27 protein-coding genes are annotated in these 24,544 nt (G+C 46.6%); 26 read left to right on the top strand and 1 reads right to left on the bottom strand.

All coding sequences use genetic code 11. The annotated features are described in order from the left end of the window. The gene (locus V6668_RS19815) at positions 1 to 750 is read right to left on the bottom strand and encodes a 2-phosphosulfolactate phosphatase (RefSeq protein WP_047843624.1); all 750 of its coding nucleotides are present in this window, start codon (positions 748 to 750) and stop codon (positions 1 to 3) included. Between the two features lie 264 nt (positions 751 to 1,014). Here V6668_RS19815 and spoIIIAA point away from each other — a divergent pair, with 264 nt between their 5' ends. The 26 genes from spoIIIAA (at position 1,015) to V6668_RS19685 (ending at position 24,536) form a co-directional block, all read left to right on the top strand. Next, positions 1,015 to 2,019 carry a stage III sporulation protein AA gene (gene spoIIIAA, locus V6668_RS19810; RefSeq protein ID WP_036674989.1) on the top strand — a complete coding sequence of 335 codons (1,005 nt, stop codon included), beginning with the start codon at positions 1,015 to 1,017 and terminating at the stop codon, positions 2,017 to 2,019. Continuing rightward, positions 2,012 to 2,530: a stage III sporulation protein SpoIIIAB gene (gene spoIIIAB / locus V6668_RS19805; protein WP_036674991.1), complete on the top strand. Its 519-nt coding sequence runs from the start codon at positions 2,012 to 2,014 to the stop codon at positions 2,528 to 2,530. Before spoIIIAA ends, spoIIIAB begins: the two co-directional genes overlap by 8 nt. Before the next feature lie 29 nt (positions 2,531 to 2,559). Further along, positions 2,560 to 2,763, top strand: coding sequence for a stage III sporulation protein AC (gene spoIIIAC, locus V6668_RS19800; RefSeq protein WP_017687585.1), 204 nt, complete (start codon positions 2,560 to 2,562; stop codon positions 2,761 to 2,763). A gap of 31 nt (positions 2,764 to 2,794) precedes the next feature. Further along, on the top strand, positions 2,795 to 3,184 hold the full coding sequence (gene spoIIIAD, locus V6668_RS19795; RefSeq protein ID WP_017687586.1) for a stage III sporulation protein AD: 390 nt from the start codon (positions 2,795 to 2,797) through the stop codon (positions 3,182 to 3,184). Positions 3,185 to 3,252: 68 nt separating this feature from the next. After that, a complete protein-coding gene (gene spoIIIAE, locus V6668_RS19790; RefSeq protein ID WP_397376270.1) occupies positions 3,253 to 4,395 on the top strand; it encodes a stage III sporulation protein AE in 1,143 nt (380 codons plus the stop codon). A 31-nt stretch (positions 4,396 to 4,426) separates the two neighbouring features. Then, the gene (spoIIIAF, locus tag V6668_RS19785) at positions 4,427 to 5,257 is read left to right on the top strand and encodes a stage III sporulation protein AF (protein WP_047843623.1); all 831 of its coding nucleotides are present in this window, start codon (positions 4,427 to 4,429) and stop codon (positions 5,255 to 5,257) included. Positions 5,258 to 5,272: 15 nt separating this feature from the next. After that, positions 5,273 to 5,911 (top strand): stage III sporulation protein AG, encoded by a 639-nt coding sequence (spoIIIAG, locus tag V6668_RS19780; RefSeq protein ID WP_036614381.1) that lies wholly within the window; start codon positions 5,273 to 5,275, stop codon positions 5,909 to 5,911. 66 nt (positions 5,912 to 5,977) lie between these two features. Continuing rightward, the gene (locus tag V6668_RS19775) at positions 5,978 to 6,808 is read left to right on the top strand and encodes a SpoIIIAH-like family protein (RefSeq protein WP_047843622.1); all 831 of its coding nucleotides are present in this window, start codon (positions 5,978 to 5,980) and stop codon (positions 6,806 to 6,808) included. 139 nt (positions 6,809 to 6,947) lie between these two features. Beyond that, positions 6,948 to 7,412: an acetyl-CoA carboxylase biotin carboxyl carrier protein gene (accB, locus tag V6668_RS19770; protein WP_076251231.1), complete on the top strand. Its 465-nt coding sequence runs from the start codon at positions 6,948 to 6,950 to the stop codon at positions 7,410 to 7,412. Between the two features lie 55 nt (positions 7,413 to 7,467). Continuing rightward, entirely contained in the window at positions 7,468 to 8,811 is a 1,344-nt protein-coding gene (gene accC / locus V6668_RS19765) for an acetyl-CoA carboxylase biotin carboxylase subunit (protein ID WP_036614375.1), read from the top strand. 217 nt (positions 8,812 to 9,028) lie between these two features. Continuing rightward, a complete protein-coding gene (locus V6668_RS19760; RefSeq protein ID WP_017687593.1) occupies positions 9,029 to 9,439 on the top strand; it encodes an Asp23/Gls24 family envelope stress response protein in 411 nt (136 codons plus the stop codon). Between the two features lie 146 nt (positions 9,440 to 9,585). Then, on the top strand, positions 9,586 to 10,125 hold the full coding sequence (gene amaP, locus V6668_RS19755; protein ID WP_017687594.1) for an alkaline shock response membrane anchor protein AmaP: 540 nt from the start codon (positions 9,586 to 9,588) through the stop codon (positions 10,123 to 10,125). Between the two features lie 14 nt (positions 10,126 to 10,139). Continuing rightward, a complete protein-coding gene (locus tag V6668_RS19750; protein ID WP_017687595.1) occupies positions 10,140 to 10,373 on the top strand; it encodes a DUF2273 domain-containing protein in 234 nt (77 codons plus the stop codon). Positions 10,374 to 10,595: 222 nt separating this feature from the next. After that, complete coding sequence (gene nusB, locus V6668_RS19745; protein ID WP_017687596.1) at positions 10,596 to 11,048, top strand: transcription antitermination factor NusB; 453 nt, start codon at positions 10,596 to 10,598, stop codon at positions 11,046 to 11,048. 116 nt (positions 11,049 to 11,164) lie between these two features. Continuing rightward, the gene (folD, locus tag V6668_RS19740) at positions 11,165 to 12,022 is read left to right on the top strand and encodes a bifunctional methylenetetrahydrofolate dehydrogenase/methenyltetrahydrofolate cyclohydrolase FolD (protein WP_017687597.1); all 858 of its coding nucleotides are present in this window, start codon (positions 11,165 to 11,167) and stop codon (positions 12,020 to 12,022) included. 10 nt (positions 12,023 to 12,032) lie between these two features. Beyond that, positions 12,033 to 13,397: an exodeoxyribonuclease VII large subunit gene (gene xseA / locus V6668_RS19735; RefSeq protein ID WP_074095694.1), complete on the top strand. Its 1,365-nt coding sequence runs from the start codon at positions 12,033 to 12,035 to the stop codon at positions 13,395 to 13,397. Beyond that, on the top strand, positions 13,387 to 13,644 hold the full coding sequence (gene xseB / locus V6668_RS19730; protein WP_017687599.1) for an exodeoxyribonuclease VII small subunit: 258 nt from the start codon (positions 13,387 to 13,389) through the stop codon (positions 13,642 to 13,644). Before xseA ends, xseB begins: the two co-directional genes overlap by 11 nt. Next, on the top strand, positions 13,619 to 14,542 hold the full coding sequence (locus V6668_RS19725; protein ID WP_338706493.1) for a polyprenyl synthetase family protein: 924 nt from the start codon (positions 13,619 to 13,621) through the stop codon (positions 14,540 to 14,542). The genes xseB and V6668_RS19725 overlap by 26 nt, the downstream gene beginning before the upstream one ends. Positions 14,543 to 14,824: 282 nt before the next feature. Beyond that, positions 14,825 to 16,732 carry a 1-deoxy-D-xylulose-5-phosphate synthase gene (gene dxs, locus V6668_RS19720; protein ID WP_036614362.1) on the top strand — a complete coding sequence of 636 codons (1,908 nt, stop codon included), beginning with the start codon at positions 14,825 to 14,827 and terminating at the stop codon, positions 16,730 to 16,732. A 22-nt stretch (positions 16,733 to 16,754) separates the two neighbouring features. Further along, a complete protein-coding gene (locus V6668_RS19715) occupies positions 16,755 to 17,600 on the top strand; it encodes a TlyA family RNA methyltransferase (RefSeq protein WP_036614359.1) in 846 nt (281 codons plus the stop codon). Between the two features lie 84 nt (positions 17,601 to 17,684). Next, on the top strand, positions 17,685 to 18,170 hold the full coding sequence (locus tag V6668_RS19710) for a hypothetical protein (RefSeq protein WP_036614357.1): 486 nt from the start codon (positions 17,685 to 17,687) through the stop codon (positions 18,168 to 18,170). Between the two features lie 84 nt (positions 18,171 to 18,254). Continuing rightward, positions 18,255 to 18,704, top strand: a complete 450-nt coding sequence (gene ahrC, locus V6668_RS19705) for a transcriptional regulator AhrC/ArgR (RefSeq protein WP_017687604.1) — start codon at positions 18,255 to 18,257, stop codon at positions 18,702 to 18,704. 277 nt (positions 18,705 to 18,981) lie between these two features. Beyond that, positions 18,982 to 20,700, top strand: coding sequence for a DNA repair protein RecN (recN, locus tag V6668_RS19700; protein ID WP_338706492.1), 1,719 nt, complete (start codon positions 18,982 to 18,984; stop codon positions 20,698 to 20,700). A gap of 120 nt (positions 20,701 to 20,820) precedes the next feature. Further along, positions 20,821 to 22,149, top strand: coding sequence for a SpoIVB peptidase (gene spoIVB / locus V6668_RS19695; RefSeq protein ID WP_036614352.1), 1,329 nt, complete (start codon positions 20,821 to 20,823; stop codon positions 22,147 to 22,149). Between the two features lie 195 nt (positions 22,150 to 22,344). Beyond that, positions 22,345 to 23,154, top strand: coding sequence for a sporulation transcription factor Spo0A (gene spo0A, locus V6668_RS19690; protein WP_036614349.1), 810 nt, complete (start codon positions 22,345 to 22,347; stop codon positions 23,152 to 23,154). Positions 23,155 to 23,579: 425 nt separating this feature from the next. Then, complete coding sequence (locus tag V6668_RS19685) at positions 23,580 to 24,536, top strand: GGDEF domain-containing protein (RefSeq protein WP_338706491.1); 957 nt, start codon at positions 23,580 to 23,582, stop codon at positions 24,534 to 24,536. The last annotated feature ends 8 nt before the right edge of the window (positions 24,537 to 24,544 follow it).

Below are 24,544 nucleotides of genomic sequence, written 5' to 3'. Positions count from 1 at the left end.
TCACATCAACTTGAACATCTTTCCGCCGCGTATGCCTCTATAAGGCTGCATGCGGTTCCCCTCCCCCATCTCGGGAACACAATCCAGCAGGTTTAATTGAGAACAATACGAAATATCATGAACCCTGCCTAACTTTTCAAGCCTCCGCCCGCTAACAGACCCCTGCACCAACTCCGGGATGCTCTCCTGACATTGGGATACCGCCTGATGAAGCACTATGCCGAGATCGTTAAGCTGGAGGGGAGAACAGGATTGACGGTGCAGTTCATCGATGATACATCCAGCACACAAGCCGTCCTCCAGAGCAAATTCATCCTGGTTCCCCGCACATAACAGCAATACATCTCGTTGAAGTTCACATAGAGCTGCTGCAACAGCCTGCACATTGAGAAATGAACCAGCAAATACATGTTTCCCCTTGGAAGCCTTGATCAAAGCTCGGGTTCCATCGGTTGTGGTTAGAATGATTGTTTTATCTGCAATGCCTGCAGTCATATATTCATAGGGGGAATTCCCCACTTCGAATCCGGTGATTTTTTTGTCAAAACGCTCCCCGCCTCGAATGCAATCTTTCACTTCCATTTGTTTGGCTTGTGGAACGGTCTCTACGGCAATCACAGCCGAAGCATCATACGCCAGAGCCGTAACGATCGTACTGGTCGTACATAATACATCAATGACAACTGCACTTCGCCCTGCAATATCAATGGTACGTACTTCATTCACATTGCCAACGACATCAACTCGCACTCCCCACAACTCCTTTCTGTATCTGGGGATCGGTAGTTCTGTTTTGAACCGAAATGGAACTTACCTATCTGCAATTACTATATGCATGCACATCTAGACGGGTGCCTAGAACAGAAGGTGCATCTATGGTTTCAACTCTCAACCGTATTCTGAAGAATTTGATAGATTTCAGCGTCATAAATTAAATGTACAGGCATAAACTTGAGATATGAACAAGCGCCAGAAGTGTGAACCAAATGATCTCAAGGTTGGAGGAGCCTACTCATGAAGGTGAACTGGAGGGAACTTTTTCCGGAACCGATCCGAACCATTCTTGGAAGAATGCCACCCGCTCTATTGGAACAAGTGGAGGAAGTACGTATTCGAGAAGGCAGACCCCTGGAGATTAATGCAGGCAACACATACCACTTCCTGACACCTCAAGGTTGTCCGACGGGGAATCCTGAAGAAGCGTATGTTCCTCAGAAAGAAGTAACGCACAGGTTGCTGGACCTGATCAGTAACCATTCACTTTATACATTGGAAGAGGAACTGCGCAAAGGGTTCATCACCATACCTGGGGGACATCGAATCGGGCTTGCTGGACGAACGGTACTAAGCGGTGGACGTGTCGAATACCTGCGTGACATCAACGGGTTTAACGTTCGGGTAGCCCGTGAGGTACATGGAGTGGCTGATCGTATCCTTCCTTATCTTCTCGATATGAAGAGCGGACAGGTCCTGCACACGTTGATCCTATCACCACCACAACAAGGGAAAACGACGTTGCTGCGAGATCTGGCGAGACAAATTAGTAGTGGTACAAAGCTTACAGGGGGAACTGAACTGGTTCAGGGAATACGTCCACGTCTGAAAGTGGGCATTGTGGATGAAAGGTCCGAAATCGCTGGTAGCTACAAAGGAGTACCTGGCTTCGACGTAGGTCCCCGAACAGATGTGATGGACGGTTGTCCGAAGGCTGAGGGCATGATGATGATGCTTCGCTCCATGTCGCCCGATGTCCTGATTGTGGACGAGATCGGTCGTCCGGAGGATGCCGAGGCGGTGATGGAAGCCCTGCATGCAGGAGTCTCAGTGATTGCGACTGCGCATGGCCGTGACCTATCGGAGCTGTCGGCCAGACCCGCCCTCAGAACCTTAATTACGGAGCAGATGTTTCAACGTTATGTCCAGCTGCAACGGACGAGCCGGGGCATGACCTTTCGGCTGGCTGATGGCAAAATGCGTGGGTTGCAGCAGACCGGGGCAGGAGGTGAAGCCTTTGGTTAACATGTTTGGTGCGGTAATTATTCTGTTAGCCAGCACCCTCGCCGGATTTTACAAGGCCAGACAGTATGCATTAAGACCGAGACAGTTGCGAGAACTCATTGCAGCCCTCCAGCGACTAATGACGGAGATTAACTATGGGCTCACTCCACTTCCCGATGCCATGGGCAAGATGGGAGCACAGACCAAAGAACCTGTAAAGACGTTGTTTCTTCATGCAGCTACACAGATGGAACCTCCTCATGGACTCACTGCCCGGGAAAGTCTGCAGTCAGGCGTGAATCTGGCGTGGGGAAGATCGGCCATGAAGGCTGACGAGAAGGAAGTGATGCTGCAATTAAGCTTCAGCCTTGGCACAAGTGACCGTCAGGATCAGACCAAACATATATCGTTAGCCATTCAACAACTAATGCATGAGGAATCCCGCGCCCAGGCCGATCAAATGAAATATGAACGAATGAGCCGAAGCCTCGGGATGCTTGTCGGAGCGTTAATCGTCATTCTGATCTTCTGAAATAGCCGGGATAGTGAGGTGCCAAGGTCATGAATCTAGAAGTGAACGCAATCTTTCAAATTGCGGGTATCGGAATCATCATCGCCATGATTCACACGGTACTGAAACAAATGGGAAAGGAAGATATGGCTCACTGGGTGACCGTAATCGGATTTGTCGTTGTATTGTTCATGGTGGTCCGTATGCTGGACAGCCTGCTACAAGAGATCAAATCGATATTTCTTTTTCAATGAAATCGGTCATGAAGCCGGATGGTGGTGACCTGTGGAAATTATCCAAGTTGTAGGTTTGGCGCTCATCGCAACAGTGCTTATTCTGGTCATTAAGGAACAGAAACCGATGTTTGCCTTTCTGATTGCTGCCGCAACCGGCATTGTCATCTTCATGTTGTTGATTGGCAAAATCGGAGCAGTCATCGAAGTGTTGAAGCGGCTTGCCGAGAATTCAGGCATGGAAAGTATTTATCTGAAAACGGTGCTGAAAATTATTGGAATAGCGTACATCGCTGAATTTGGCGCACAGATTGTCAGGGATGCAGGTCAAGAAAGCATTGCGTCCAAGATCGAATTGGCTGGTAAGGTACTGATCCTTGTACTTGCTATACCGATCATCAGCATTATTATCGAAACCGTCATGAAGCTGATGCCGGTGTAGAAAGGGCGTGCGGACTTCATATGAAATCAATGCATCATAAGCCGCAGTGGCGCCTTACGGTTGTGCTGATGCTCTGTTTTCTGTTTGGTATCCTGGGACAGGTTACTGCAACCTCGCCTTCCGGTGAGTGGATGGAGCAGCAGGCCGATCAGCTTCCCAAGGATCAGGTGGAGAAATACTGGGATCAACTGATGCAACAATACGGTGGTTTCTTCCCGGATGGGAAGACCCCTTCCTTCATGGATATGTTAATCCCCGGCAATGAAGGGTTCAGCCTGAAATCGGTGTTTGTAGCGATAGGAACCTTCATGCTGCATGAAATTTTATATAATGGCAAACTTCTGGTCACGATTGTGATGTTAAGTGTACTCAGCATGATTCTGGAGACACTTCAGACTGCATTTGAGAAAAATAATATTAGCAAAATCGCCTATTCCATCTGTTATATGGTCATCATCATTATTGCGATTAACAGCTTCAGTGTGGCGATTGGATACGCCAAGGATGCCATAACCGGCATGATCAACTTCATGATGGCCATGGTTCCCTTGTTATTCACACTGCTTGCGTCCATGGGTAATGTCATCACCGTCTCGGTGACACATCCACTCATCATTTTCATGATTCATCTGGTGAGTACGTTGATTCACTTGCTGGTATTCCCGTTACTCTTCTTCTCAGCAGTTCTGCATCTCGTCAGTTCATTGTCTGACAAGTACAAGCTGACACAGCTGGCAGACCTCCTGCGCAATATTAGTGTGGCACTGCTGGGTATCCTGCTGACGATGTTTTTGGGTGTAATCTCGGTTCAGGGAGCATCGGGCTCCGTAGCGGATGGAGTTAGCCTGAAGGCCGCCAAATACATCGCAGGCAACTTTGTCCCTGTCGTGGGCAGAACATTTGCGGATGCGACGGATACGGTAATTACAGCTTCTTTACTTGTCAAAAATGCAATTGGACTCACCGGAGTGATCATCATTTTGTTTCTATGTGCCTTTCCGGCACTCAAGATTCTGGCTCTTGCCTTGATATACAACGTAACTGGTGCCATTATGCAACCGCTAGGAGACACCCCGATTGTAGGATGCCTCCAGGCCATCGGCAAGAGCATGATCTACGTATTTGCGGCGCTGGCAGCCGTCGGGCTGATGTTTTTCCTGGCCATTACCATCTTGCTGACCGCGGGCAATCTGACTGTCATGATGCGCTGAATGTATGTTGGCAAGAAAGGGGGTGGAAAGGATGGGGTGGCTGAGCAACTGGCTCCAGGATTTGATTATGATCGTTCTGCTGGCGACTTTTGTGGATATGTTGTTGCCCAATCGATCCATGGAACGTTATGTCAAGCTTGTGCTGAGCCTTCTCATCCTGCTGACCCTTTTATCACCCATAACCAAGCTGCTCAAAAGTGATCCGGTTGGCGAACTGAAACGGGCAATGTCTGCAATGGATGCTCCATCGAATGGGAATGCGACACTCGAACAGATATTAGCTCAGGGCAAACGGCTACAATCCAATGAACAGGAACAATCCTTACAATGGACAGCCAAAGAACTGGCTAATGTGATGAAAGGTCAGATTGAAGAAACAACAGGAGCCAAGGTGCGGTCCGTAGAAGTACAGCTGACCATGAGTAAATATGAAACGGAGATGGAAGCTGCCTCATCAGTCGAACTGCCTGTGATCCAGCGTGTGTTGGTCGAGATGGCCGGAGAGGGTGTAGAAGGAGAAGTGAAGGCAGGGAAGCAAGAAGTCGCTGCTAACACACAACCCATATTTGGAACAGACACAGAAGTCGATAAGGGTAAATCACATCAAATACAGCAGCCCATCCAGATCGGTCAGATTGAAGTGCCTGATGTTCAGATTGATGTGAGTAGAGGGCAACGTGATGGAAATGAAGCGTCTTCGGAGCCTGTTATACGTGATCAAGCAGATGAGACGAAGCAGCAAGGTGAGACATCCACAAGGTCCGAACATGCGGTGCAGATTATTACATTGTTGACTGAAAAGTGGGATGTTGATGCAAACAACGTTCAAGTGACAGAACCAAAAAGTGCTGAAGTGCTCTGAGAAGGAGGGTGTCCGATGAAACAATGGTTCAAAAAGATGGAAACCTGGATGGGTGGCGGAGAGGGTGGGGCAAGGCGAAGTCAAACCTTCCGCTGGCTGATTATCCTGGGTTTGATCGGGGTGGGAATCATGCTGTTCAATTCCTTCGTCAATGTCAAAAAAATTGATTCCGAAAATATCGGTCGGGAACCACCGGACCCGGCAACATCCATGGCATCCATACAGAGTGATCCGTCGGAACAGAATCCTTTTCAGGCGATCGAAATTGCATTTGAAGACAAAATCAAAGGTGTGCTGGAAAACATTGTTGGTGTGGGAACGGTTGATGTGATGGTTACCGTGGATTCCACAGAAGAATTGGTCGTTCAGCGGAACGTGAAGGATTCTCAGCAACTTACCGAAGAAACCGATGCTAGCGGGGGCAAACGGCATATGACGCAATATACCCGTGATGGCGAGATTATTACTTACGAAATAGCAGGGGATCAGACACCTATAGTGACCAAAAAGCTCAAACCGCAGATCCGTGGGGTGCTTGTGGTTGCGAGGGGTGCAGAGAACAAGGTTGTGAAGGACCTGATAACCGATGCTGTGGAAAAAGGACTGAATGTGGCAGCCTACCGGATCTCGGTTGTACCGCGCAAACAAGACTAATCTGATGTGTTGAATCACAAGATTCAATTCTCATAAGATTGAAGCCAATTTGAGGAGGAAGTTCTAATGAATAACAAACGTCAAACGGTATGGCTCGTTTCCATGCTGAGTCTGATGGTCATTTTGTCCGCGTATTATCTGTTCACTGAGGATTCCGGTCCAGTCAACGCGCCGGTGGCTGACAGTCAGCAAGTGGATGGAATCAAGCAGGGGGAAGCAAAGGAGACGGCAGGCATTCTTGATCCTACAGAAGGTTTGGTTGTAAATGAAGTGGTGAATAGCGGCGAAGTTGAAAGTGATCCAAGTGCGGCTGGCGCTGTGGAGGAACCATCGGCTACGGAAGGTAAAGAAGCTGGAAATACAGAGAAAACACCTGCTGTCGAACCAGGCGAAAATAAGGGTGAGGCAGGTAAAGAAACCAACAAAGAGACCGACAAAGGCGCAACAACTACACCGGAGACAGACGGTCAGGCAGGCGGCACTGCAACCAAGACAGATGAGGAAGTCCTCAAGGAAATGGAAGAGCAGAATACGACAGCATCTGCGAGTAGCCAGTTCCAGAACTACCAGTGGCAACGTGAGGAAAGCAACAATCGTAAGTATGAGGAACTGATGACCGTGGCAGGTGATTTGAGCAAAACGCCAGAGGAGAATGCCAAAGCAACCGAGCAACTCCGTACACTGGAAGAAAAAGAAGCTAAAATCACTGGCATTGAGGAGACGCTCTCTCAACAGTACGCTAATGCGATCGTTCAAGAAGATTCCGACAAGTATAAAGTTGTGGTCCTCAGCGACAAACTGGATGTAAAACAGGCGGTATCCATTGTGGATCTGGTCATGAAAGAATTGGCGGTTTCACAGAACAAAATCAGCGTGCAATACGTCACAGAACAGTAATCCAAATCATGGAAATGCAGTCCCGGGAGCTGGTTGTACTCTCGGGCTCTTTCCATTTTTAATGATTATGATATAATACATAAAGCCATATGACCGTCCTAGTGAGACTGGCATGATGCCGAAGGAGTGAATAATGGAAATGTTTAAATTGAGTGAAATCAAAGAACTGATTAAACTGGTAGATGAAAGTTCCGTTCAAGAGTTGGAAATTGAAAATGAAGGATCACGGTTATCAATCCGCAAACCGGGCAAAACGGAGTATGTTCAAGCAACTGCTGTGCAACCGCAAATGATTGCTGCTCCGCAAGTACAGCCGGCAGCAGTGGTAAGTGAAGCTGCACCGCAGGTCGATACTACAAGTCATTTACATAAAATTGTATCTCCGATGGTAGGTACTTTTTACAGAGCTTCCTCGCCGGAAGCGGGTCCTTTTGTGAGCGCTGGTGATAAAGTTGTTGAGAAAACAACGGTATGTATCATCGAAGCTATGAAGCTGATGAACGAGCTTGATGCGGACATCAAGGGAGAAATCGTTGAAGTGCTGGTTGAGAACGGACAGCTGGTCGAGTATGGGCAGCCCCTTTTCCTGGTGAAACCGGAATAACCGTTATAGCTGGTTAACAGCTAACCGCATGAGCTTCGAAGGAGGACAAAACGAAATGAAATTTCAAAAAATACTGATTGCGAACCGTGGAGAGATTGCGGTACGTATTATTCGTGCCTGCCGTGAAATCGGTATCTCAACGGTAGCCGTCTACTCGGAAGCGGACAAGGATTCTCTGCATGTTCGTCTTGCAGATGAGGCTTATTGTATCGGACCGACACTGTCTAAGGACAGTTACCTCAACTTCACAAACCTGATGAGTGTAGCTACGCTGACGGAATGTGATGCAATCCACCCTGGATACGGTTTTTTGGCGGAGAATGCTGATTTTGCGGAAATTTGTGAGTCTTGCAATATTACATTCATCGGGCCTTCACCCGAAGCCATTACCAAAATGGGAGACAAGGCTGTTGCCAAACAGACGATGAAAGATGCAGGAGTACCTGTTATTCCTGGATCAGACGGCCTTGTTGAAAATATGGATGAAGCCATCATGATTGCTAGAGATATCGGATATCCTATCATTATCAAAGCTACTGCTGGTGGCGGAGGTAAGGGAATTCGTATTGCCGAAGATGAAGAAACGCTGATTAAGCAGATTACCGCTGCTCAGCAGGAAGCACAGAAGGCATTTGGCAATGCAGGTGTATATCTGGAGAAATTCCTGACAGGTATGAAACACGTGGAAATTCAGATCATTGCTGATAAACACGGAAATGCAGCACATTTGGGAGAGCGTGATTGCTCGGTTCAGCGTCGTCGCCAGAAATTGGTAGAAGAAGCTCCGTGTCCGATTCTCTCCGAAGATGTGCGCACACTGATGGGTGAAGCTGCGGTACGGGCTGCCCTTGCTGTGGATTACTCGGGAGCAGGTACATTGGAGTTCCTGCTCAGCCCGAATGGCGAGTTCTATTTCATGGAGATGAATACGCGTATTCAGGTAGAGCACCCGGTGACTGAGATGGTTACTGGCGTGGATCTGATCCGTGAGATGATCTCGGTAGCTGAAGGCAACCCACTCTCATTCCGTCAGGAAGACGTGGTTATCAATGGCTGGTCCATTGAATGTCGTATCAATGCAGAAGATCCGGACCGTAACTTTATGCCATCACCAGGCAAAATCGGATTCTACCTTGCACCGGGAGGACCTGGCGTTCGTGTAGATAGTGCTGCTTATCCGGGTTATACCATTTCACCTTTCTATGACTCCATGATCGCAAAATTGATCGTGTGGGGAGCGAATCGTGAAGAGGCGATTGCCAAGATGAAACGTGCGCTTGGGGAATTTGCGATTGAAGGCATATCTACAACTATTCCTTTCCATCAGAAATTGCTGGAGCACCCAACGTTCATTCGCGGTGACTTTGATATCAAATTTCTTGAGGAAAACGAGATTTAAAAGGTATATTGGGCTTGTTTGTCATAATGTAGCCCAAATGATATAGTATGAATAATAAGAGCGCATGTCTCCTGCAAAGGATAAGCCCGCACCTCGCGGATGTTTGCAGGAGTTCCGGTAAAGCCGGACCGGAAGGGTTCTGAAGGTTGATTAACCTGAGTCCAGCGCCCTGACGGATGGCCGCAAACTTATCTCGCGAAAGGTGTGTTGAACAGTTATGAGTACACTACCGACTGAATTTGAACGAACGGATATCGGTGAAATCCAGATCGCACCTGAAGTTATTGAAGTGATTGCTGGATTGGCGACCCTTGAAGTGAAAGGTGTTGCAGGCATGAGTGGCGGATTCGCTGGCGGATTTGCTGAATTGCTTGGTCGCAAAAACCTTTCCAAAGGCGTTAAAGTTGAAGTGGGCCAACGTGAAGCTGCAGTTGATGTTTCCGTAATTATCGAGTACGGATACCGTCTGCCACAAGTAGCTACGGAGATTCAACAGAACGTGAAACGTTCCATCGAGAACATGACAGGATTGAATGTGAATGAAGTGAATGTGCACATTCATGACGTTCAGTTCAAGAGCACCGAGAAAGTGGAAGAGATCGACCTGAACAGTCAGCGCGTAAAATAAAAGAAGACAGATTCCCCCGGCATCATCTGCCGGGGGTTATCCCGTCTTGGACAGGTCTTCATTATAGCGAAAGCTAGATGAGGATCTGATTTTTTGCTAGTGAACAGGTTAAGTAATGTTAGTGAGCAAGGGAGGCTGTGCAGTTCGTGGCTAAAATACTGGATCGGCTTCTGTTGTTTATATACAGCATAAGCGTTGGAGCAATATCGGCAGCCGTCATTCTTCTGATTAGCGGTGTGCTGCCTTACGAATTGAATTACCAGCAGGAACAAAACGTTATTGTTGCGTCGGTTATTGCAGCAGCGATTTTGTTTATCCTGAGTTTGCGATTTTTCTACATCTCGGTTCGGCGTGAGCGTGCATCGTTGCCGTCTGTAGATCAACGTACTGAGTTTGGTGATGTACAGATTTCGATGGAGACGATTGAGAATCTCTGTTTGAAGGCAACTTCCCGTTTCCGGGGAGTACGTGATGTCAAGGCACGCATACGTGTGGTTGAGTCAGGACTGGAGATTATGATCCGTGCAGTAGTGGATGGTGAGACACCTATTCCTGCGCTGACTTCTGATCTGCAAAAGGCGATACATGATCATGTACAAGAGATTACGGGCATCCCGGTTTCTTTTGTCACGGTGTATATCGCTAATGTAACCCAGTCGCCTAACTACAAGAGTCGAGTGGAATGAGGTGAGTTTCACTGATGCTGTGGAAAGAGATTTGGGATAGTCACAGAGGCCGAATTACCGGAATTATCGGCGGCATCTTTTTTGGATTTCTTTATGTATGGATCGGTTTTTGGGATATGTTGTTCTTTGCACTCTTGGTGTTCATCGGTTATACGTTAGGCAGACGAAGCGATTCGAAGCTGGGTTCGTCCATTCCCTGGAGGGAGTGGGGGCAATGGCTGGGCGATCGCTGGCGTCCGTTTAAGTGACCTACCTGAACCCTGCAATATGTTTCTTCCGAAAATAGAGCTGTAGTTTAGGTTGCCCGTTTTTTGGAGGATACGTATTGCAGGTTTTTTTGTGAAAAGGGATAACAATAACAATACCGTGGAAGTCATCGATCAATCCAATACAGGATTTGATGAGATGGTTGCATGGATTATAAAATAAGCATGATGACGCTCCAGACGGAGCGCTGCAGGAGGCAGGACATGAAAAGACGTTTGGCAAGGGAAATTGCAGTACAAAGTCTGTATCAGATGGAAATGAATGAGGTAGGTGCAGCAGAAGCTGTGAACATGTTAATCAATGAAGCTGCTGAAGATAATGAAACCGAAGTAGTTATTCGCGATGCAGATGTAATGCGTACTTATGTTACTGAGATTGTACAAGGAGCCTGGAACAATAAGGAAGCCATTGACGGGCTGCTTGTGGATTATTTGAAAGGTTGGCAGATCAGCCGTCTATCACGTGTAGATCGCCAGATTCTACGACTGTCAACGTATGAAATGGTGTTTCGTGATGACATTCCGGCAAAGGTATCGGTCAATGAAGCGATTGAACTGTCCAAATATTTTGGTACAGAAGAATCCGGCAAGTTCGTCAATGGTGTACTTGGACGCATGATTCAGGAAGTTGACGCGATTAAAGCAAAATTATCTTAAGTTATGATTAATTATAGTGTGTGTTCAAAAGACCGGTTTTCAGTATCCTTCGTAATCAAAAGCGGGCTTTTTGAACAACCTCTAAATTTATATTCACATAAGGGAGAGAGAGTACAATGACAGCATCTATTATTAACGGTAAAGAAGTATCCCAAGAGATCCGCGCAAGCATGACAACAGAAGTAAAACAGCTTAGCGAACAGGGGGTAGTACCTGGTCTGGCTGTTGTGCTCGTCGGGGAAGATCCGGCATCCCAAGTATATGTGCGTAATAAAGAAAAAGCATGTCACGACCTCGGTTTCTACTCCGAAGTGCATCGGTTGGATGCAGATACGTCCCAAGAAGATCTGCTTGCGCTGGTGGACAAGCTGAACAATCAACAATCCATTAACGGAATTTTGGTTCAACTTCCACTACCGAAACACATCGAAGAGAAAGCGGTTATTGATGCGATTGCCGTGGATAAAGACGTAGACGGATTCCATCCAGTCAATGTTGGTAATCTCGTAATTGGAGACGATAGTCTGCTTCCATGTACCCCAGCGGGTGTAATTGAACTGATCAAACGTACTGGACTGGAAATGTCCGGTAAACATGCAGTGGTTATCGGAAGAAGCAACATCGTTGGCAAACCGGTATCGCTGTTGCTCCAACGTGAGAATGCGACGGTAACCATGTGTCATTCCCGTACAGCCAACATGAAAGAAATTACACGTCAGGCGGACATTTTAGTTGTAGCCATCGGCCGTGCTAATTTTGTGGATGCTGATTTTGTGAAACCAGGTGCTGTTGTTATCGATGTCGGCATGAACCGTTTGGAGAATGGCAAACTGGCAGGAGACGTTGATTTCGAGAGTGTGAAAGAAGTTTCTGGTCCAATTACACCCGTTCCTGGCGGTGTTGGTCCGATGACAATCACAATGCTGATGCAAAATACATTGATCGCTGCCAAGCGCGCTCACGGATTGGCCTAGGGTTTTGTCTGTGGCAGATCAAAAGATCTACTCCATCAAAGACCTGAACCGATACATCCGGATGAAACTGGAATCGGATCAGGTCCTGTCGGACGTCTGGCTGCGCGGGGAGATTTCGAATTTCACACATCACTCCAGCGGCCATATGTATTTTACATTGAAGGACAAGGACAGCCGGATCAAGTCAATTATGTTTGCGTCCCATAACCAGCGATTACCCTTTGTACCGAAGGAGGGTGCAAGGGTTATTGCCCGTGGTAATGTCTCGGTGTATGAACGGGATGGGCAGTATCAATTCTATGCTACCCATATGCAGCCGGACGGAATTGGAAGTCTGTATCTGGCTTACGAACAGCTGAAGAAAAAGCTTGAGGATGAAGGGTTATTTTCACCTTCTCGAAAAAGACAGATCCCTCGTTATCCACAGACCATCGGGGTTGTAACTTCACCGACGGGAGCGGCGGTGCGAGACATTATGATCACACTCCAGCGCAGATACCCTTCTGCCAAAGTTGTTTTATATCCTGTTCTGGTTCAAGGGAAGGGTGCAGCACCTTCCATTGTCAAAGCGATTGGCAACCTGAACCGGATGGGAGAAGCCGATGTACTTATCGTTGGACGCGGAGGCGGTTCACTGGAGGAGTTGTGGGCCTTTAATGAGGAGATTGTGGCAAGAGCAATAGTTGCTTCGGATATTCCTGTCATTTCTGCGGTTGGGCACGAAACGGACTTTACTATTGCTGATTTTGCAGCCGATTTGCGTGCGGCTACACCTACAGCAGCTGCTGAATTAGCTGTACCTAATAGAGCTGAGTTGCTTGATCAGATCGGACAACGTCAGCGCCAGTTACAGCACAGCTTACGTCAGCGTGCTGTACATAATCGTGAACGGCTCGCAAGATTACAGCGTTCGCCAGTGCTGGTGCATCCAAGACGTACCTTGATGCAGCACACGGAACGACTGGATATGATGCACCAACGTCTTTTGAGAACAGTCGATACACGTATGAAATGGACAGGAGAGAAGCAGGAGCGTCTGCGGGCAGCACTGCAACGATTCAATCCTCGTGAGCAGGTCAATGTAGCACGCCGTGAGAATGCGGCAGCACGCAGACAACTGGAACTTGCGATCAGGTCTATAGCCAGATCGAAGCAGCAACAGTGGAAATCATCTGTGCGGCATCTGGATGCGCTTAGCCCGCTCAAAGTCATGTCACGGGGATACAGCCTTGTCTATGACGAGCAGGAACAGCGATTGATCAAGTCAACGAAAGATGTACAGCCTGGAGATTCAATTAAGATTAAATTAACAGACGGACAGCTGGACTGTCAGGTTTGGGGAATGAAGGAGGACGACAATACCCATGGCGAATGAACCGGAATTGAATTTTGAAGAGGCAATGGCGGCATTGGAAGACATCGTAGGTCAGCTGGAACATGGTGATGTTCCGTTGGAACAGGCCATCGATCTGTTTCAACGCGGGATGAAACTTTCGCAACTTTGCGGTCTGAAGCTGGAACAAGTGGAACGCAAGATCGAGATGATCGTAGAAGAAGATGGAGAGCTTCGCAAGAAGCCTTTCGGAACTGCTGACGATGAGAGCGGTGAAGTCCATGAGTAATCGTCCTTCGTTTCAAGTGTACCTCGAAGAGGTCACAGCTGCGGTGACAGAAGCGTTGAAACACACGCTTCCCGATCACTGGGATGTACCCCAATCGTTGACGGATGCGATGCAGTACTCACTCATGGCCGGAGGCAAACGCCTTCGTCCTCTTCTGGTCGTTGCTGCGGCGGAAGCCTTCGGTGCACAGCGTACAGCTGCAATGCCGGTAGCCTGCGCCGTGGAGATGGTTCATACGTATTCACTGATCCACGACGACCTGCCTGCTATGGATAATGATGATTACCGCAGGGGAAAATTAACGAATCATAAGGTATATGGTGAGGCAACAGCCATATTGGCAGGCGATGCGCTGTTAACCCATGCTTTTTATAGCATTGTTCAAGCTGGACGCCGTAGCGGTGTAGCGGCAGATGCGTTGCTGTCCATCGTAGAGGACATGTCCGAACTTGCTGGAGCAAGAGGTATGGTCGGCGGCCAAGTTGCGGATATGGAAGGCGAGCAAGGCATGACCGATCTTTCACAGCTCCAATATATTCATTTGCACAAAACAGGTGACCTGATTGTTTTCTCACTCATTGCTGGAGCACGAATTGGTGGAGCAACGGAAGGACAATTGGAAGCCTTACGTGTGTTTGGACGTGATCTGGGGCTGGCGTTCCAGATTCAGGATGATATTCTCGACCTGACGGGTGACGAGCAGAAGATGGGCAAGAAAACACAGAGCGATGTGAATCAGCAGAAGGTAACATATCCTTATTTTGTTGGCATGGAGGCTTCTGTAGATGAAGTGAAATCCCTTACCCAATCTGCAAAAGACGCACTTGAAAGAGCCGAGTTACCTGATGCATCCAGATTGTTGGAAATTGCAGATTATCTGATGAGTCGAGACCATTAGATTCTGACGGGTGGTCTGTTTCAAAAACTATATAACCGTGTAATGAATGTAATGTCCTTTTTCCGAGTGGATGGAAAAATTCTGTCCCGAGTGGATGCGGGAATACATATGGAGAAGAATTTTAAATAACTTGCTGGCGAGAATGCTCGTTATCGGGAGTATAGTGCAGTAAATTATGATTCTTGTTCTTTTATGTTATAATGATTTAATGTCATTTGATTCATAATGTATATATCGATTTACAACAATAACTAAACAATCTAGGAAAGCGGGGAGATTCTCGTGCTGCTTCCACAAATTAAACAACCCAGTGATCTAAAGTCGATGTCTCAGGATGATCTTGCCCTTTTGTCGGCAGAGATCCGGCAGTTTCTGATTGAGAAACTGTCTGTTACAGGTGGGCATCTCGCACCCAACTTAGGCGTGGTTGAGCTCACGGTAGCCCTGCATTACTGTTATAACAGTCCAGCAGACAAAATGATTTTTGATGTAGGGCATCAGGCTTATGTGCATAAAGTCCTGACAGGACGTATGGATCGCTTTGATACATTGCGTCAACATAACGGTCTGTGCGGGTTTGTCAAACGCAACGAAAGTGAACATGACGTATGGGAAGCTGGACACAGCAGTACTTCATTGTCTGCTGCGATGGGGATGGCCCTTGCACGTGATCTGAAGGGTGAAGACAACCAAGTTATCGCGATGATTGGTGATGGAGCGCTTACAGGTGGTATGGCTTTTGAAGCCCTCAATCATATCGGTCATGAGCAGAGAAAACTGATGGTTATTCTGAATGATAATGAAATGTCCATTGCTCCAAACGTTGGGGCCATGCATAAATATTTGAGCAAAATTCGTTCGGATCGTCATTATCTGAAAGCAAAAGATGATGTCGAGGGCATGCTTAAAAAAATTCCTGCTATTGGGGACCGTTTGGCCAAATCGGCAAGCTGGATCAAAGATAGTGTCAAATATATGATGGTACCAGGTGTTCTTTTCGAAGAACTGGGCTTCACGTATTTGGGACCGATTGATGGGCATGATATTCCCAAATTGATCGAAACCTTCAAACAGGCAGATAACGTTGATGGCCCTGTGCTCGTTCACGTGCTCACGACCAAAGGCAAAGGTTATCAGCCAGCAGAAGCCGATTCGCACAAGTGGCACGGGATTTCTCCGTACAAAATTGAATCTGGGCAAGTGCTGAAGGCAGTCGGAAAACCGATGTACACGGAAGTGTTCGGTCAAACGTTAATTGATCTTGCGAAGCAGGATAAGCGGGTCGTAGCGGTAACGCCAGCAATGCCTACAGGATCAGGTCTTATTCCGTTCAGTAAGGAATTTCCCGATCGCATGATTGACGTAGGTATTGCAGAACAGCACGCGGCGACCATGTGTGCTGCACTGGCTATGGAAGGTTTGAAGCCGGTCTTTGCCGTGTATTCTACGTTTATGCAACGTGCTTATGATCAGATTGTACATGATATTTGCCGTCATAACGCCAACGTGATGTTTGCTATTGACCGTGCGGGGTTTGTTGGTCCGGATGGGGAAACACATCAAGGGGTATACGATGTGGCATTTATGCGCCATATTCCAAATATCGTTCTGATGATGCCAAAAGACGAAAATGAATTGCGTCATATGATGAAAACGGCGCTTGATTATAATGAAGGTCCAATTGCTTACCGTTATCCACGAAACAATGTGGTCGGTGTACCTTTGGATGATGTACTTGTTCCGATTCCAATCGGATCATGGGAGCAACTGCGTCCATCCGAGGGATATGCTGTCATCGCTTCAGGTTCGATGGTGCAGCTTGCAGAAGAAGCAGCAGAGATGGTGAAGCGGGAAGGTATCACAGCAGGCGTAATCAACGCTCGCTTCCTGAAACCTCTTGACGAGCAAATGTTGCGTGATTTAGCTGTTCGAGGCACCAAATTGATTGTACTTGAAGAAACATCTCAAGCAGGTAGCATGGGTAGTGCAGTTCTGGAGTTTTATGCAGAGCAGGGACTGCATGATGTTCATGTACAATTGATGGGGATTCCGGATCGCTTCATCGAGCATGGCAGTATTAAGGAACAACGTGAGGAAGTGGGTCTTACCGTTGAAAATGTATGTGCTGAACTGCGCAAGATGGCTGTTCAATCATCTTACGGCATACCCAAAACACGTTTTCCTTCGTAAATTTACATGATAGGAGACAGACATGTCACTCCCGAAAGAACGAATTGATGTTCTGCTGGTTGAGCAGGGCTATTATGAAAGTCGTGAGAAGGCAAAAGCTGCAATCATGGCTGGACTGGTATATGCCAATAATGAGCCGATCGAAAAGGCGGGCATGAAAATTCCAAGGGAAGCCGAGCTGAAAGTTAAAGGCTCGGTACATCCCTACGTCGGCAGAGGCGGATTGAAGCTCGAAAAAGCGATCCGTCATTTCGACCTTGATATGAATGGACTTGTCATGCTCGACATTGGTTCATCCACCGGTGGATTTACGGATTGTGCACTTCAGCATGGCGCATCTCACGTCTACGCTATTGATGTGGGCTATAATCAGCTCGACTGGTCTTTGCGTAATGATGAGCGAGTTACTGTTATGGAACGAACTAATTTCCGCTATGTGACTCCTGAAGATCTGACGGGACCCGTGCCGAACTTTGCGAGCATTGATGTGTCGTTCATTTCACTGCGAATCATATTGCCGCCACTTCTGGCTCTTTTGAAACAACCTGCAGATATCGTTGCATTGATTAAACCTCAATTTGAGGCAGGGCGTGAAAAAGTAGGCAAGTCCGGTGTGGTACGTGATACGAAGGTACACAAGGATGTATTGCAGACAATGCTTCATTTCTCCAGTCAACTTGGTTTACATCTGCAGAGTTTAACTTTTTCACCGATAACCGGTGGAGAAGGTAATATAGAATTTCTCGCACATTGGCGTCTGGAAGCACCAGAGGCAACACAACCAGAGATCGATCCAGCTTCACTTGACGCACTTGCGGAGCAAGTTGCAAAGGAAGCAGCTCATACATTTACGGGAAACTCATCATAAGATGGGTTTCTTTTCGCTGGAAAGGTGATTGACGTAAAGGGAAATCATTACTGAACCTCGAATATGTCTTCGAGGTGAGCGATAATGGATGGTCAATATGACACAATCTTTATAGGTGTACTTGCTGTCTGTTTGATCTTGTGGCTGTTCTTTGGCTTGCGTAATTGGGTGAACCGACCGACGCCGGTAAGCTTGTCTGGAATGCAACTGAACGTGAAGATTCAAGATTCCCCGGCCTTGGATTTGCTTGAAGCACAGGGCTACGAAGTTATCGGTGGCAAAATGAAAGTCCCTCTGGCTTTTGAGGCCAATGAATCCGTTTATTACAGCAGATTATTCATTGATTATGTTGCAGAACGTGAGGATCTCAGATACCTCGTGAAAACGTCTCGTCGCAGACAGCCAATCGATATGACCGGCCCTGCGCTAAGGGATCGCTTCCTCAATTATCTGTTGTTATATCCTGGCTGTGAAGGATTGCTGTATGTTGACGTGGAGGATTCCGATATTAAGTTAATCAGGCTCATGGACTATCAGGAAGATGTGTATGATGGGGATGATCTGGACTAATATAAAAGAATGAACATTGCAGGGCAAAGTCTGCGGCGAATTACAAATGCTGCTTTATTGCAATACATCTAACTGGAGGCATATATGAAAGGACAAAGGCACATCAAGATTCGTGAAATCATTAGTCAAAATGAAATTGAGACCCAGGATGATCTGGTTGAAGCACTGCGCAAATCAGGTTTTCAGGTGACTCAAGCGACGGTATCTCGGGATATCAAGGAACTTCTGTTAATCAAGATTCCGATGGATGACGGAAGATACAAGTACTCTTTACCGACAGATCAACGATATAATCCGATTCAAAAGTTGAAGCGTGCACTCGTTGACAACTTCTTGCACATTGATCACACAAACAATCTGGTTGTGATGAAATGTTTGCCCGGAACAGCCAACTCCATTGCAGCTTTGCTTGATAATATTGAGTGGAATGAAGTCATGGGCACGATCTGTGGAGATGACACCATTCTGATTATCTGCCGGACTGAAGGTAACAGTGTGACCGTTATTGAGCGAATCATGGGTTATATTGCTTAAAGTGCGTGTTCAAAAAGATTGGTTTTCAGTACCGAGAAGATGGGATGAAGCTAGAAATGGAGTAGCGGGGCGTAGGGAAACTACGTGAGCAACTGCAATGTTTCCGAAGGAAACATACTTCGTAAGCATCCCACTTATTTCGGCTGAATTCCATATTCGATGCTGATGATGCCACCAGGCATCCTTCGTAATCAAAAGCGGACTTTTTGAACAACCTCTTGAATCAATGGTTCAAAAACATAATATCTGAATTAGTCATCCGGAGGTGTTTTTGCAGATGTTAGTTACGTTATCGATTCGTAATCTGGCTGTGGTGGAAGAAGTGGACGTTGTATTCCATCCGGGATTCCATGTACTTTCAGGGGAAACGGGTGCAGGTAAGTCGATTATTATAGATGCACTTGGCTTAATTGCTGGTGGACGAAGTTCAGCTGATTTGATCCGGTACGGTTGTGATAAGGCAGAGATGGAAGCCTTGTTCGAGATGGAGCAGAGTCATCCGGTATGGCAGACATTAGAGAAGCTGGGTATCCATTGTGAGCCTGAAGAGCATCTGGTTATTCGACGTGAACTGAACACGCAGGGGAAAAGTACGTCCCGCATTAATGGGCAATTGGTCAATCTGACCATGCTACGGGAAGTAGGCGAGAAGCTGATCAATATTCATGGACAACATGAACATCAGAGTTTGCTACGCGCTGAGAGCCATCTGGGGCTTCTCGATACTTATGGCTCGGAAGTCATCGGACCGATCAAAGCGAAGTACCAGGAGCGCTACAGCAAGTTTATCACGGCGGAAAAAGAACTGCGTGCCCTTCAGGAGTCCAGTCAGCGGGCATATCAACTCTTGGACATGTATCGCTTTCAGCTTGAGGAGATCGCAGCAGCGAGCCTTACACAAGGCGAGGATGAATTACTCGGGGAAGAACGGGTCAAACTATCCCATAGTGAGAAAATGATGGACAGTGTTGCTGGTGCATATGATCTGCTCAGTGGTCAACGCGGACTTGAAGCTGTGAGCATTGCTCTCTCAAGAATTGAAGACATTTCTGGATATGATAGCAAAGGACTGCAACCAATCGTAGAACAGCTGCAATCTGCATTTTATCAATTGGAAGATGCGACATTTCAGTTAAGGGATTACCGGGAGAAGATTGAATTTAATCCGGCAAGGCTGGAAGAAGTGGAGCAAAGGCTGAATCTGATTTCTGGCCTCAGACGGAAATACGGGGACAGTGTTGAACTTATTCTGAGTTATTATGATCAGATTAGCCATGAAACAGACCAACTGGAGAACAAGGACGAACGGCTGGAGAAATTGCGAGCTGAACGTGACAAAATGCTTAACCTTGTGATGGAGTCTGCTGAAGAGCTCAGCAAGATTCGCAAACAATGCGCCGAGGAACTTGCTGCACAGGTGGAAAGCGAGCTCAAGGATCTGCAAATGGAGCGGACTACACTGCGTGTTCAGATTACTCCTTTCGAAGATCCAAAGGGGATTGAATGGAATGGACGTCGTATTCGTCTGAATCGTCATGGTGCGGACAATGCGGAATTCCTAATCTCACCGAACCCGGGCGAGCCATTAAGACCACTTGGCAAGATTGCTTCAGGTGGTGAGTTATCGAGAATGATGCTGGCGATGAAGAGTATCTTTGCGCGACATGACCGGATACCTGTGTTGATTTTTGATGAAGTTGATACCGGAGTTAGCGGTAGAGCAGCTCAATCCATTGCGGAAAAACTGTTCCGCTTGTCTTCGACTTGTCAGGTTTTCTCAATAACGCACTTACCACAAGTGGCTTGTATGGCAGATCATCAGTATCTCATTGAGAAACATGTCTACGATGGACGGACAATGACGCAGGTGGAATCGCTGTCAGACGAAGGCAGAGTGAAGGAATTGGCACGTATGTTGGGCGGCGTGGAAATTACAGAAAAAACACTGCATCACGCACAGGAAATGCTGAATTTGGCGGAAGCCAAAAAAGGGTGAAACGGACGGCTGGCGTAATGATTGACAGTAATAAAAGCCTGGGGGCGAGGTTATCTTATAGGTACGCAATTGGCGACCACCTTTCGTCAAGCGAAAGAAGCAAAGGGAGTGTGACAGCCATTGAATTCCCCCCTCAGGAAGAAATTGCTAGGTCTTTTATTTGCCTTCTTTCTTTGTGTGATTAGCCAGGCCATTCAGCCTGTGCAAAGTTATGCTTCACTGCCGGATGAATTGCAGGTGTTTGCTGGCAGGCAAGCGGATGTCCGGCTCGCTGTACCTGCTGCTTCAAGCGCCGTTGTAGATCGTCCTGATATCGTTGGTTTGGATGATCAGGCAGCGATGCATGTTACCAGGCAACAACCTTTGCATCTTCACCCTCAACAGACGGGACATGCCAAATTAACGTTGAAGTTGTGGGGTAAAATTCCGGTCAAAACAGTTCATGTGAATGTGATACCGGATTTGCGTGTTGTACCCGGGGGACAAACGATTGGCGTCAAGGTTAAATCGGCAGGCATTCTGGTGGTTGGACATCATCTGGTCCGTTCCGGTCAGGATGAGCGTGTATCGCCCGGAGAAACAGCGGGCATTAAGCTCGGAGATCTGATTACGCATATGGATGGAAAACGTCTGGATGGCGTAGCAGGTGTCTCTGAAGCCGTTGAACTTGCAGGGAAAAGTAAAAAAGGTATTGATGTTGTGTTAAAACGGGGCAAGGAAACGGTGAAGACACGATTAACTCCGGCGTATGACTCCGAGGATCAAGCGTGGAGGCTTGGATTGTACATTCGTGATTCTGCAGCCGGTGTTGGCACACTTACCTTCTATGCACCCGATCAGGGCGTATATGGCGCACTGGGCCATGTCATTACAGATATGAACACACAGACATCTATTGTTGTGGGTAGTGGTCAGATCGTTCAATCCAATGTGACGTCCATTTCTAAAAGTGAGACCGGTGATCCGGGTGAAAAACGTGCTCATTTCCTCAAGGAAAGCAAAATTTTGGGCAATATTGAACGTAATACGGCTTTTGGTATCTTTGGTAAAATGTCCGGAAATCCTGAGCACAGTCTGTATTCGAAAGGCATTCCCGTCGCTTTTTCTCATGAAGTAAAGGAAGGACCGGCCGAAATACTTACCGTGGTTGACGGTCAACAAGTTGAACGCTTCTCCATTGACATTGTTCATGTGGCAGATCAAACTGAACCAGCAACAAAAGGTCTGGTACTTCGAATTACGGACCCGAAACTGCTGGATAAGACCGGAGGTATCGTTCAAGGGATGAGTGGCAGCCCCATTGTACAAAATGGTAAATTGATCGGTGCGGTTACTCATGTATTCGTGAATGATCCAAAATCGGGTTACGGTTGCTTCATTGAATGGATGTTACAAGATGCTGGCGTTATGATGAAAAAGGAAAACGATAAGAACCTCAAGGCTGGCTAAACAGCCCTGAGGTTCTTTTTTGTCGAAAGCAAACATAATATATCGGATAATGAAATAAATTATTTATTATATAGGATCAAGAAAAAAAAATAAAGAAAAATAATTTTCGACAGGAGGAATTTAACTGGCTGTGTCGAAAATTAAACGTGTAAGGAAATGTACGAAACGATGTTTAATTTAAAGGAGGATACCGTTTTGCAAAAAATTGAGGTATTGCTGGCCGATGATAATCGTGAATTTACGAATTTGCTTGCCGAATATATATCTGAGCAGGAAGATATGGAAGTAACCGGTATTGCATACAATGGAGAAGAAGTACTGCAATTGCTGGAGCAAACTCGGGATGTGCCGGATGTATTGATTCTGGATATTATCATGCCTCACCTGGACGGACTGGGTGTGCTTGAGCGCTTGCGCGACCTGAACCTGTCTCCACAGCCTAAAGTCATTATGCTTACGGCATTCGGACAAGAGAATATCACACAGCGTGCCGTGCAACTCGGAGCTTCTTATTATATTCTTAAGCCGTTTGACATGGAAGTGCTTGCGAATCGTGTGCGTCAACTGGTGGGAACACAGACGGCGATGTCCACAAGCAGCGGATCATCCATGTTCATGAAATCATCCAATGTTGTGCCAATGGGCAAACACAAAAATCTGGATGCAAATATTACGTCCATCATACATGAAATCGGCGTTCCTGCGCATATTAAAGGATATCAGTATTTGCGCGAAGCGATTACGATGGTGTATAACAATATCGAAATTTTGGGAGCCATCACAAAAACACTGTATCCGGCGATTGCCGAAAAATTCAAAACCACGCCGTCCCGCGTCGAACGTGCGATCCGTCATGCCATTGAAGTGGCATGGACTCGCGGTAACATCGACAGCATCAGCCACTTGTTTGGTTATACGATCAACATCAGCAAGTCTAAACCGACGAACTCCGAGTTCATCGCGATGGTTGCTGACAAGCTGAGAATTGAGCATAAGGTAAGCTGAAAGGGTCAGGAGTAGTGAGCTGGCAAGTATAGTTTGGATTCAAATTTGATTCTAGCCAAATGGATTTTTGGCGGCCTATATCTGAATTCGTTCATTTCATGCCGATAAACTTCTGTAATATATGCCAACGAATACCGTCATTTATTGGATTAAAGATATCCAGTAAATGACGGTATTTTTGCATAACGAAATAACACAGAACATGATGATGAAATTTAGTGTTGCATGATTGCTTCAAAATTTTGAGATCAAGCATTAAAATAAGCTCACTATAGCAAAGTTTAGAAAAGGAAATATTTCATAAACTTTTACTCTCAGTTAACGCTTTTTCAAGTAGAAAGTGGTACGATGTGACCATTGACAAAGACCTACATATATATTTGAAAAGTTCGGATATGATGCTACGAACAGAGGAGTAGAATAGTATGTTTACGCAAATAGGCGAGATTGCTGAACCAATTCCTGTAGTACAATCTGATACAAAATGTGATATCGTCTATCATCTTTTCAAGTCCAATCCTAGTCTGGAAGGTATAGCTGTTATGGGGGAGAAGGATGTGTCATTAATGATGCGGCCCCGATTCTTTCAGCAGATTGGCACCCAGTATGGCTATAATCTGTATATGGGACGTCCTGTAGAACTGGTGATGAATACGCAGGCACTGGTCGTGGATTATTCGGAACAGATTACAGATGTCAGTGTTCTAGCCATGGATCGAGATGAAGGGGATATATATGATCTTGTGTTGGTCACGTCAGGAGAAAGTTTCTTTGGAGCTGTGAGTATTCGGCGTTTGCTACTCGCTGTTGCTGATGTACGGGCTGAAATGGCGATTTTTATGAACCCGCTGACTGGTCTTCCTGGTAATCATATCATAGATGAAAGGCTGTCTCAGGCTCTTCAGATGGACCAATTTAGCGTACTGTACGTTGATCTCGATCAATTCAAATCCTACAATGATAGCTACGGCTTCAAAATGGGGGATCAGCTTATTCAGGCGACAGCTAACTTGCTTCGCAAGCTATTTGTTCTCCCTGAAGCTTTTCTTGGACATATCGGTGGTGATGATTTTATTACGATCCTGAATCACCATGATTACAAATATATTAGTGAGGAAGTCATCTCAGGTTTTGAGGAAATGAAAAAGACATTTTACAACGAACATGATTGGCATCATCAATATGTTCTGGGGGAAGGACGTTCCGGGCTAAATCGGCCCATTCCTCTGGTGTCGGTATCCATCGCCGTTGTAACCAATAGCAAGCGAAAATATGAAAACATAGATCAGATTATTGATGAGGCCACACGCATCAAAAAAGGTTGTAAAGCGATTGCTGGAAGTATCATCTGTGCAAATGATACCGCCACTACTCCGTGCTAGACATAAAA

Source organism: Paenibacillus amylolyticus (assembly GCF_036894225.1).
Lineage (GTDB): Bacteria > Bacillota > Bacilli > Paenibacillales > Paenibacillaceae > Paenibacillus > Paenibacillus amylolyticus.
This window is presented reverse-complemented; position numbering and strand designations above follow the sequence as displayed.

Coding starts and splice junctions, on each gene's coding strand:
- accB (WP_076251231.1), top strand. CDS start 6,948: ATGTTTAAATTGAGTGAAATCAAAGAACTGATTAAACTGGTAGATGAA.
- spoIIIAA (WP_036674989.1), top strand. CDS start 1,015: ATGAAGGTGAACTGGAGGGAACTTTTTCCGGAACCGATCCGAACCATT.
- V6668_RS19725 (WP_338706493.1), top strand. CDS start 13,619: ATGAGAGCGGTGAAGTCCATGAGTAATCGTCCTTCGTTTCAAGTGTAC.
- spoIIIAC (WP_017687585.1), top strand. CDS start 2,560: ATGAATCTAGAAGTGAACGCAATCTTTCAAATTGCGGGTATCGGAATC.
- ahrC (WP_017687604.1), top strand. CDS start 18,255: ATGAAAGGACAAAGGCACATCAAGATTCGTGAAATCATTAGTCAAAAT.
- spoIIIAF (WP_047843623.1), top strand. CDS start 4,427: ATGGGGTGGCTGAGCAACTGGCTCCAGGATTTGATTATGATCGTTCTG.
- V6668_RS19775 (WP_047843622.1), top strand. CDS start 5,978: ATGAATAACAAACGTCAAACGGTATGGCTCGTTTCCATGCTGAGTCTG.
- spoIIIAG (WP_036614381.1), top strand. CDS start 5,273: ATGAAACAATGGTTCAAAAAGATGGAAACCTGGATGGGTGGCGGAGAG.
- xseB (WP_017687599.1), top strand. CDS start 13,387: ATGGCGAATGAACCGGAATTGAATTTTGAAGAGGCAATGGCGGCATTG.
- V6668_RS19750 (WP_017687595.1), top strand. CDS start 10,140: ATGCTGTGGAAAGAGATTTGGGATAGTCACAGAGGCCGAATTACCGGA.
- spoIIIAE (WP_397376270.1), top strand. CDS start 3,253: ATGCTCTGTTTTCTGTTTGGTATCCTGGGACAGGTTACTGCAACCTCG.
- V6668_RS19715 (WP_036614359.1), top strand. CDS start 16,755: ATGTCACTCCCGAAAGAACGAATTGATGTTCTGCTGGTTGAGCAGGGC.
- nusB (WP_017687596.1), top strand. CDS start 10,596: ATGAAAAGACGTTTGGCAAGGGAAATTGCAGTACAAAGTCTGTATCAG.
- folD (WP_017687597.1), top strand. CDS start 11,165: ATGACAGCATCTATTATTAACGGTAAAGAAGTATCCCAAGAGATCCGC.
- V6668_RS19760 (WP_017687593.1), top strand. CDS start 9,029: ATGAGTACACTACCGACTGAATTTGAACGAACGGATATCGGTGAAATC.
- V6668_RS19685 (WP_338706491.1), top strand. CDS start 23,580: ATGTTTACGCAAATAGGCGAGATTGCTGAACCAATTCCTGTAGTACAA.
- accC (WP_036614375.1), top strand. CDS start 7,468: ATGAAATTTCAAAAAATACTGATTGCGAACCGTGGAGAGATTGCGGTA.
- V6668_RS19710 (WP_036614357.1), top strand. CDS start 17,685: ATGGATGGTCAATATGACACAATCTTTATAGGTGTACTTGCTGTCTGT.
- recN (WP_338706492.1), top strand. CDS start 18,982: ATGTTAGTTACGTTATCGATTCGTAATCTGGCTGTGGTGGAAGAAGTG.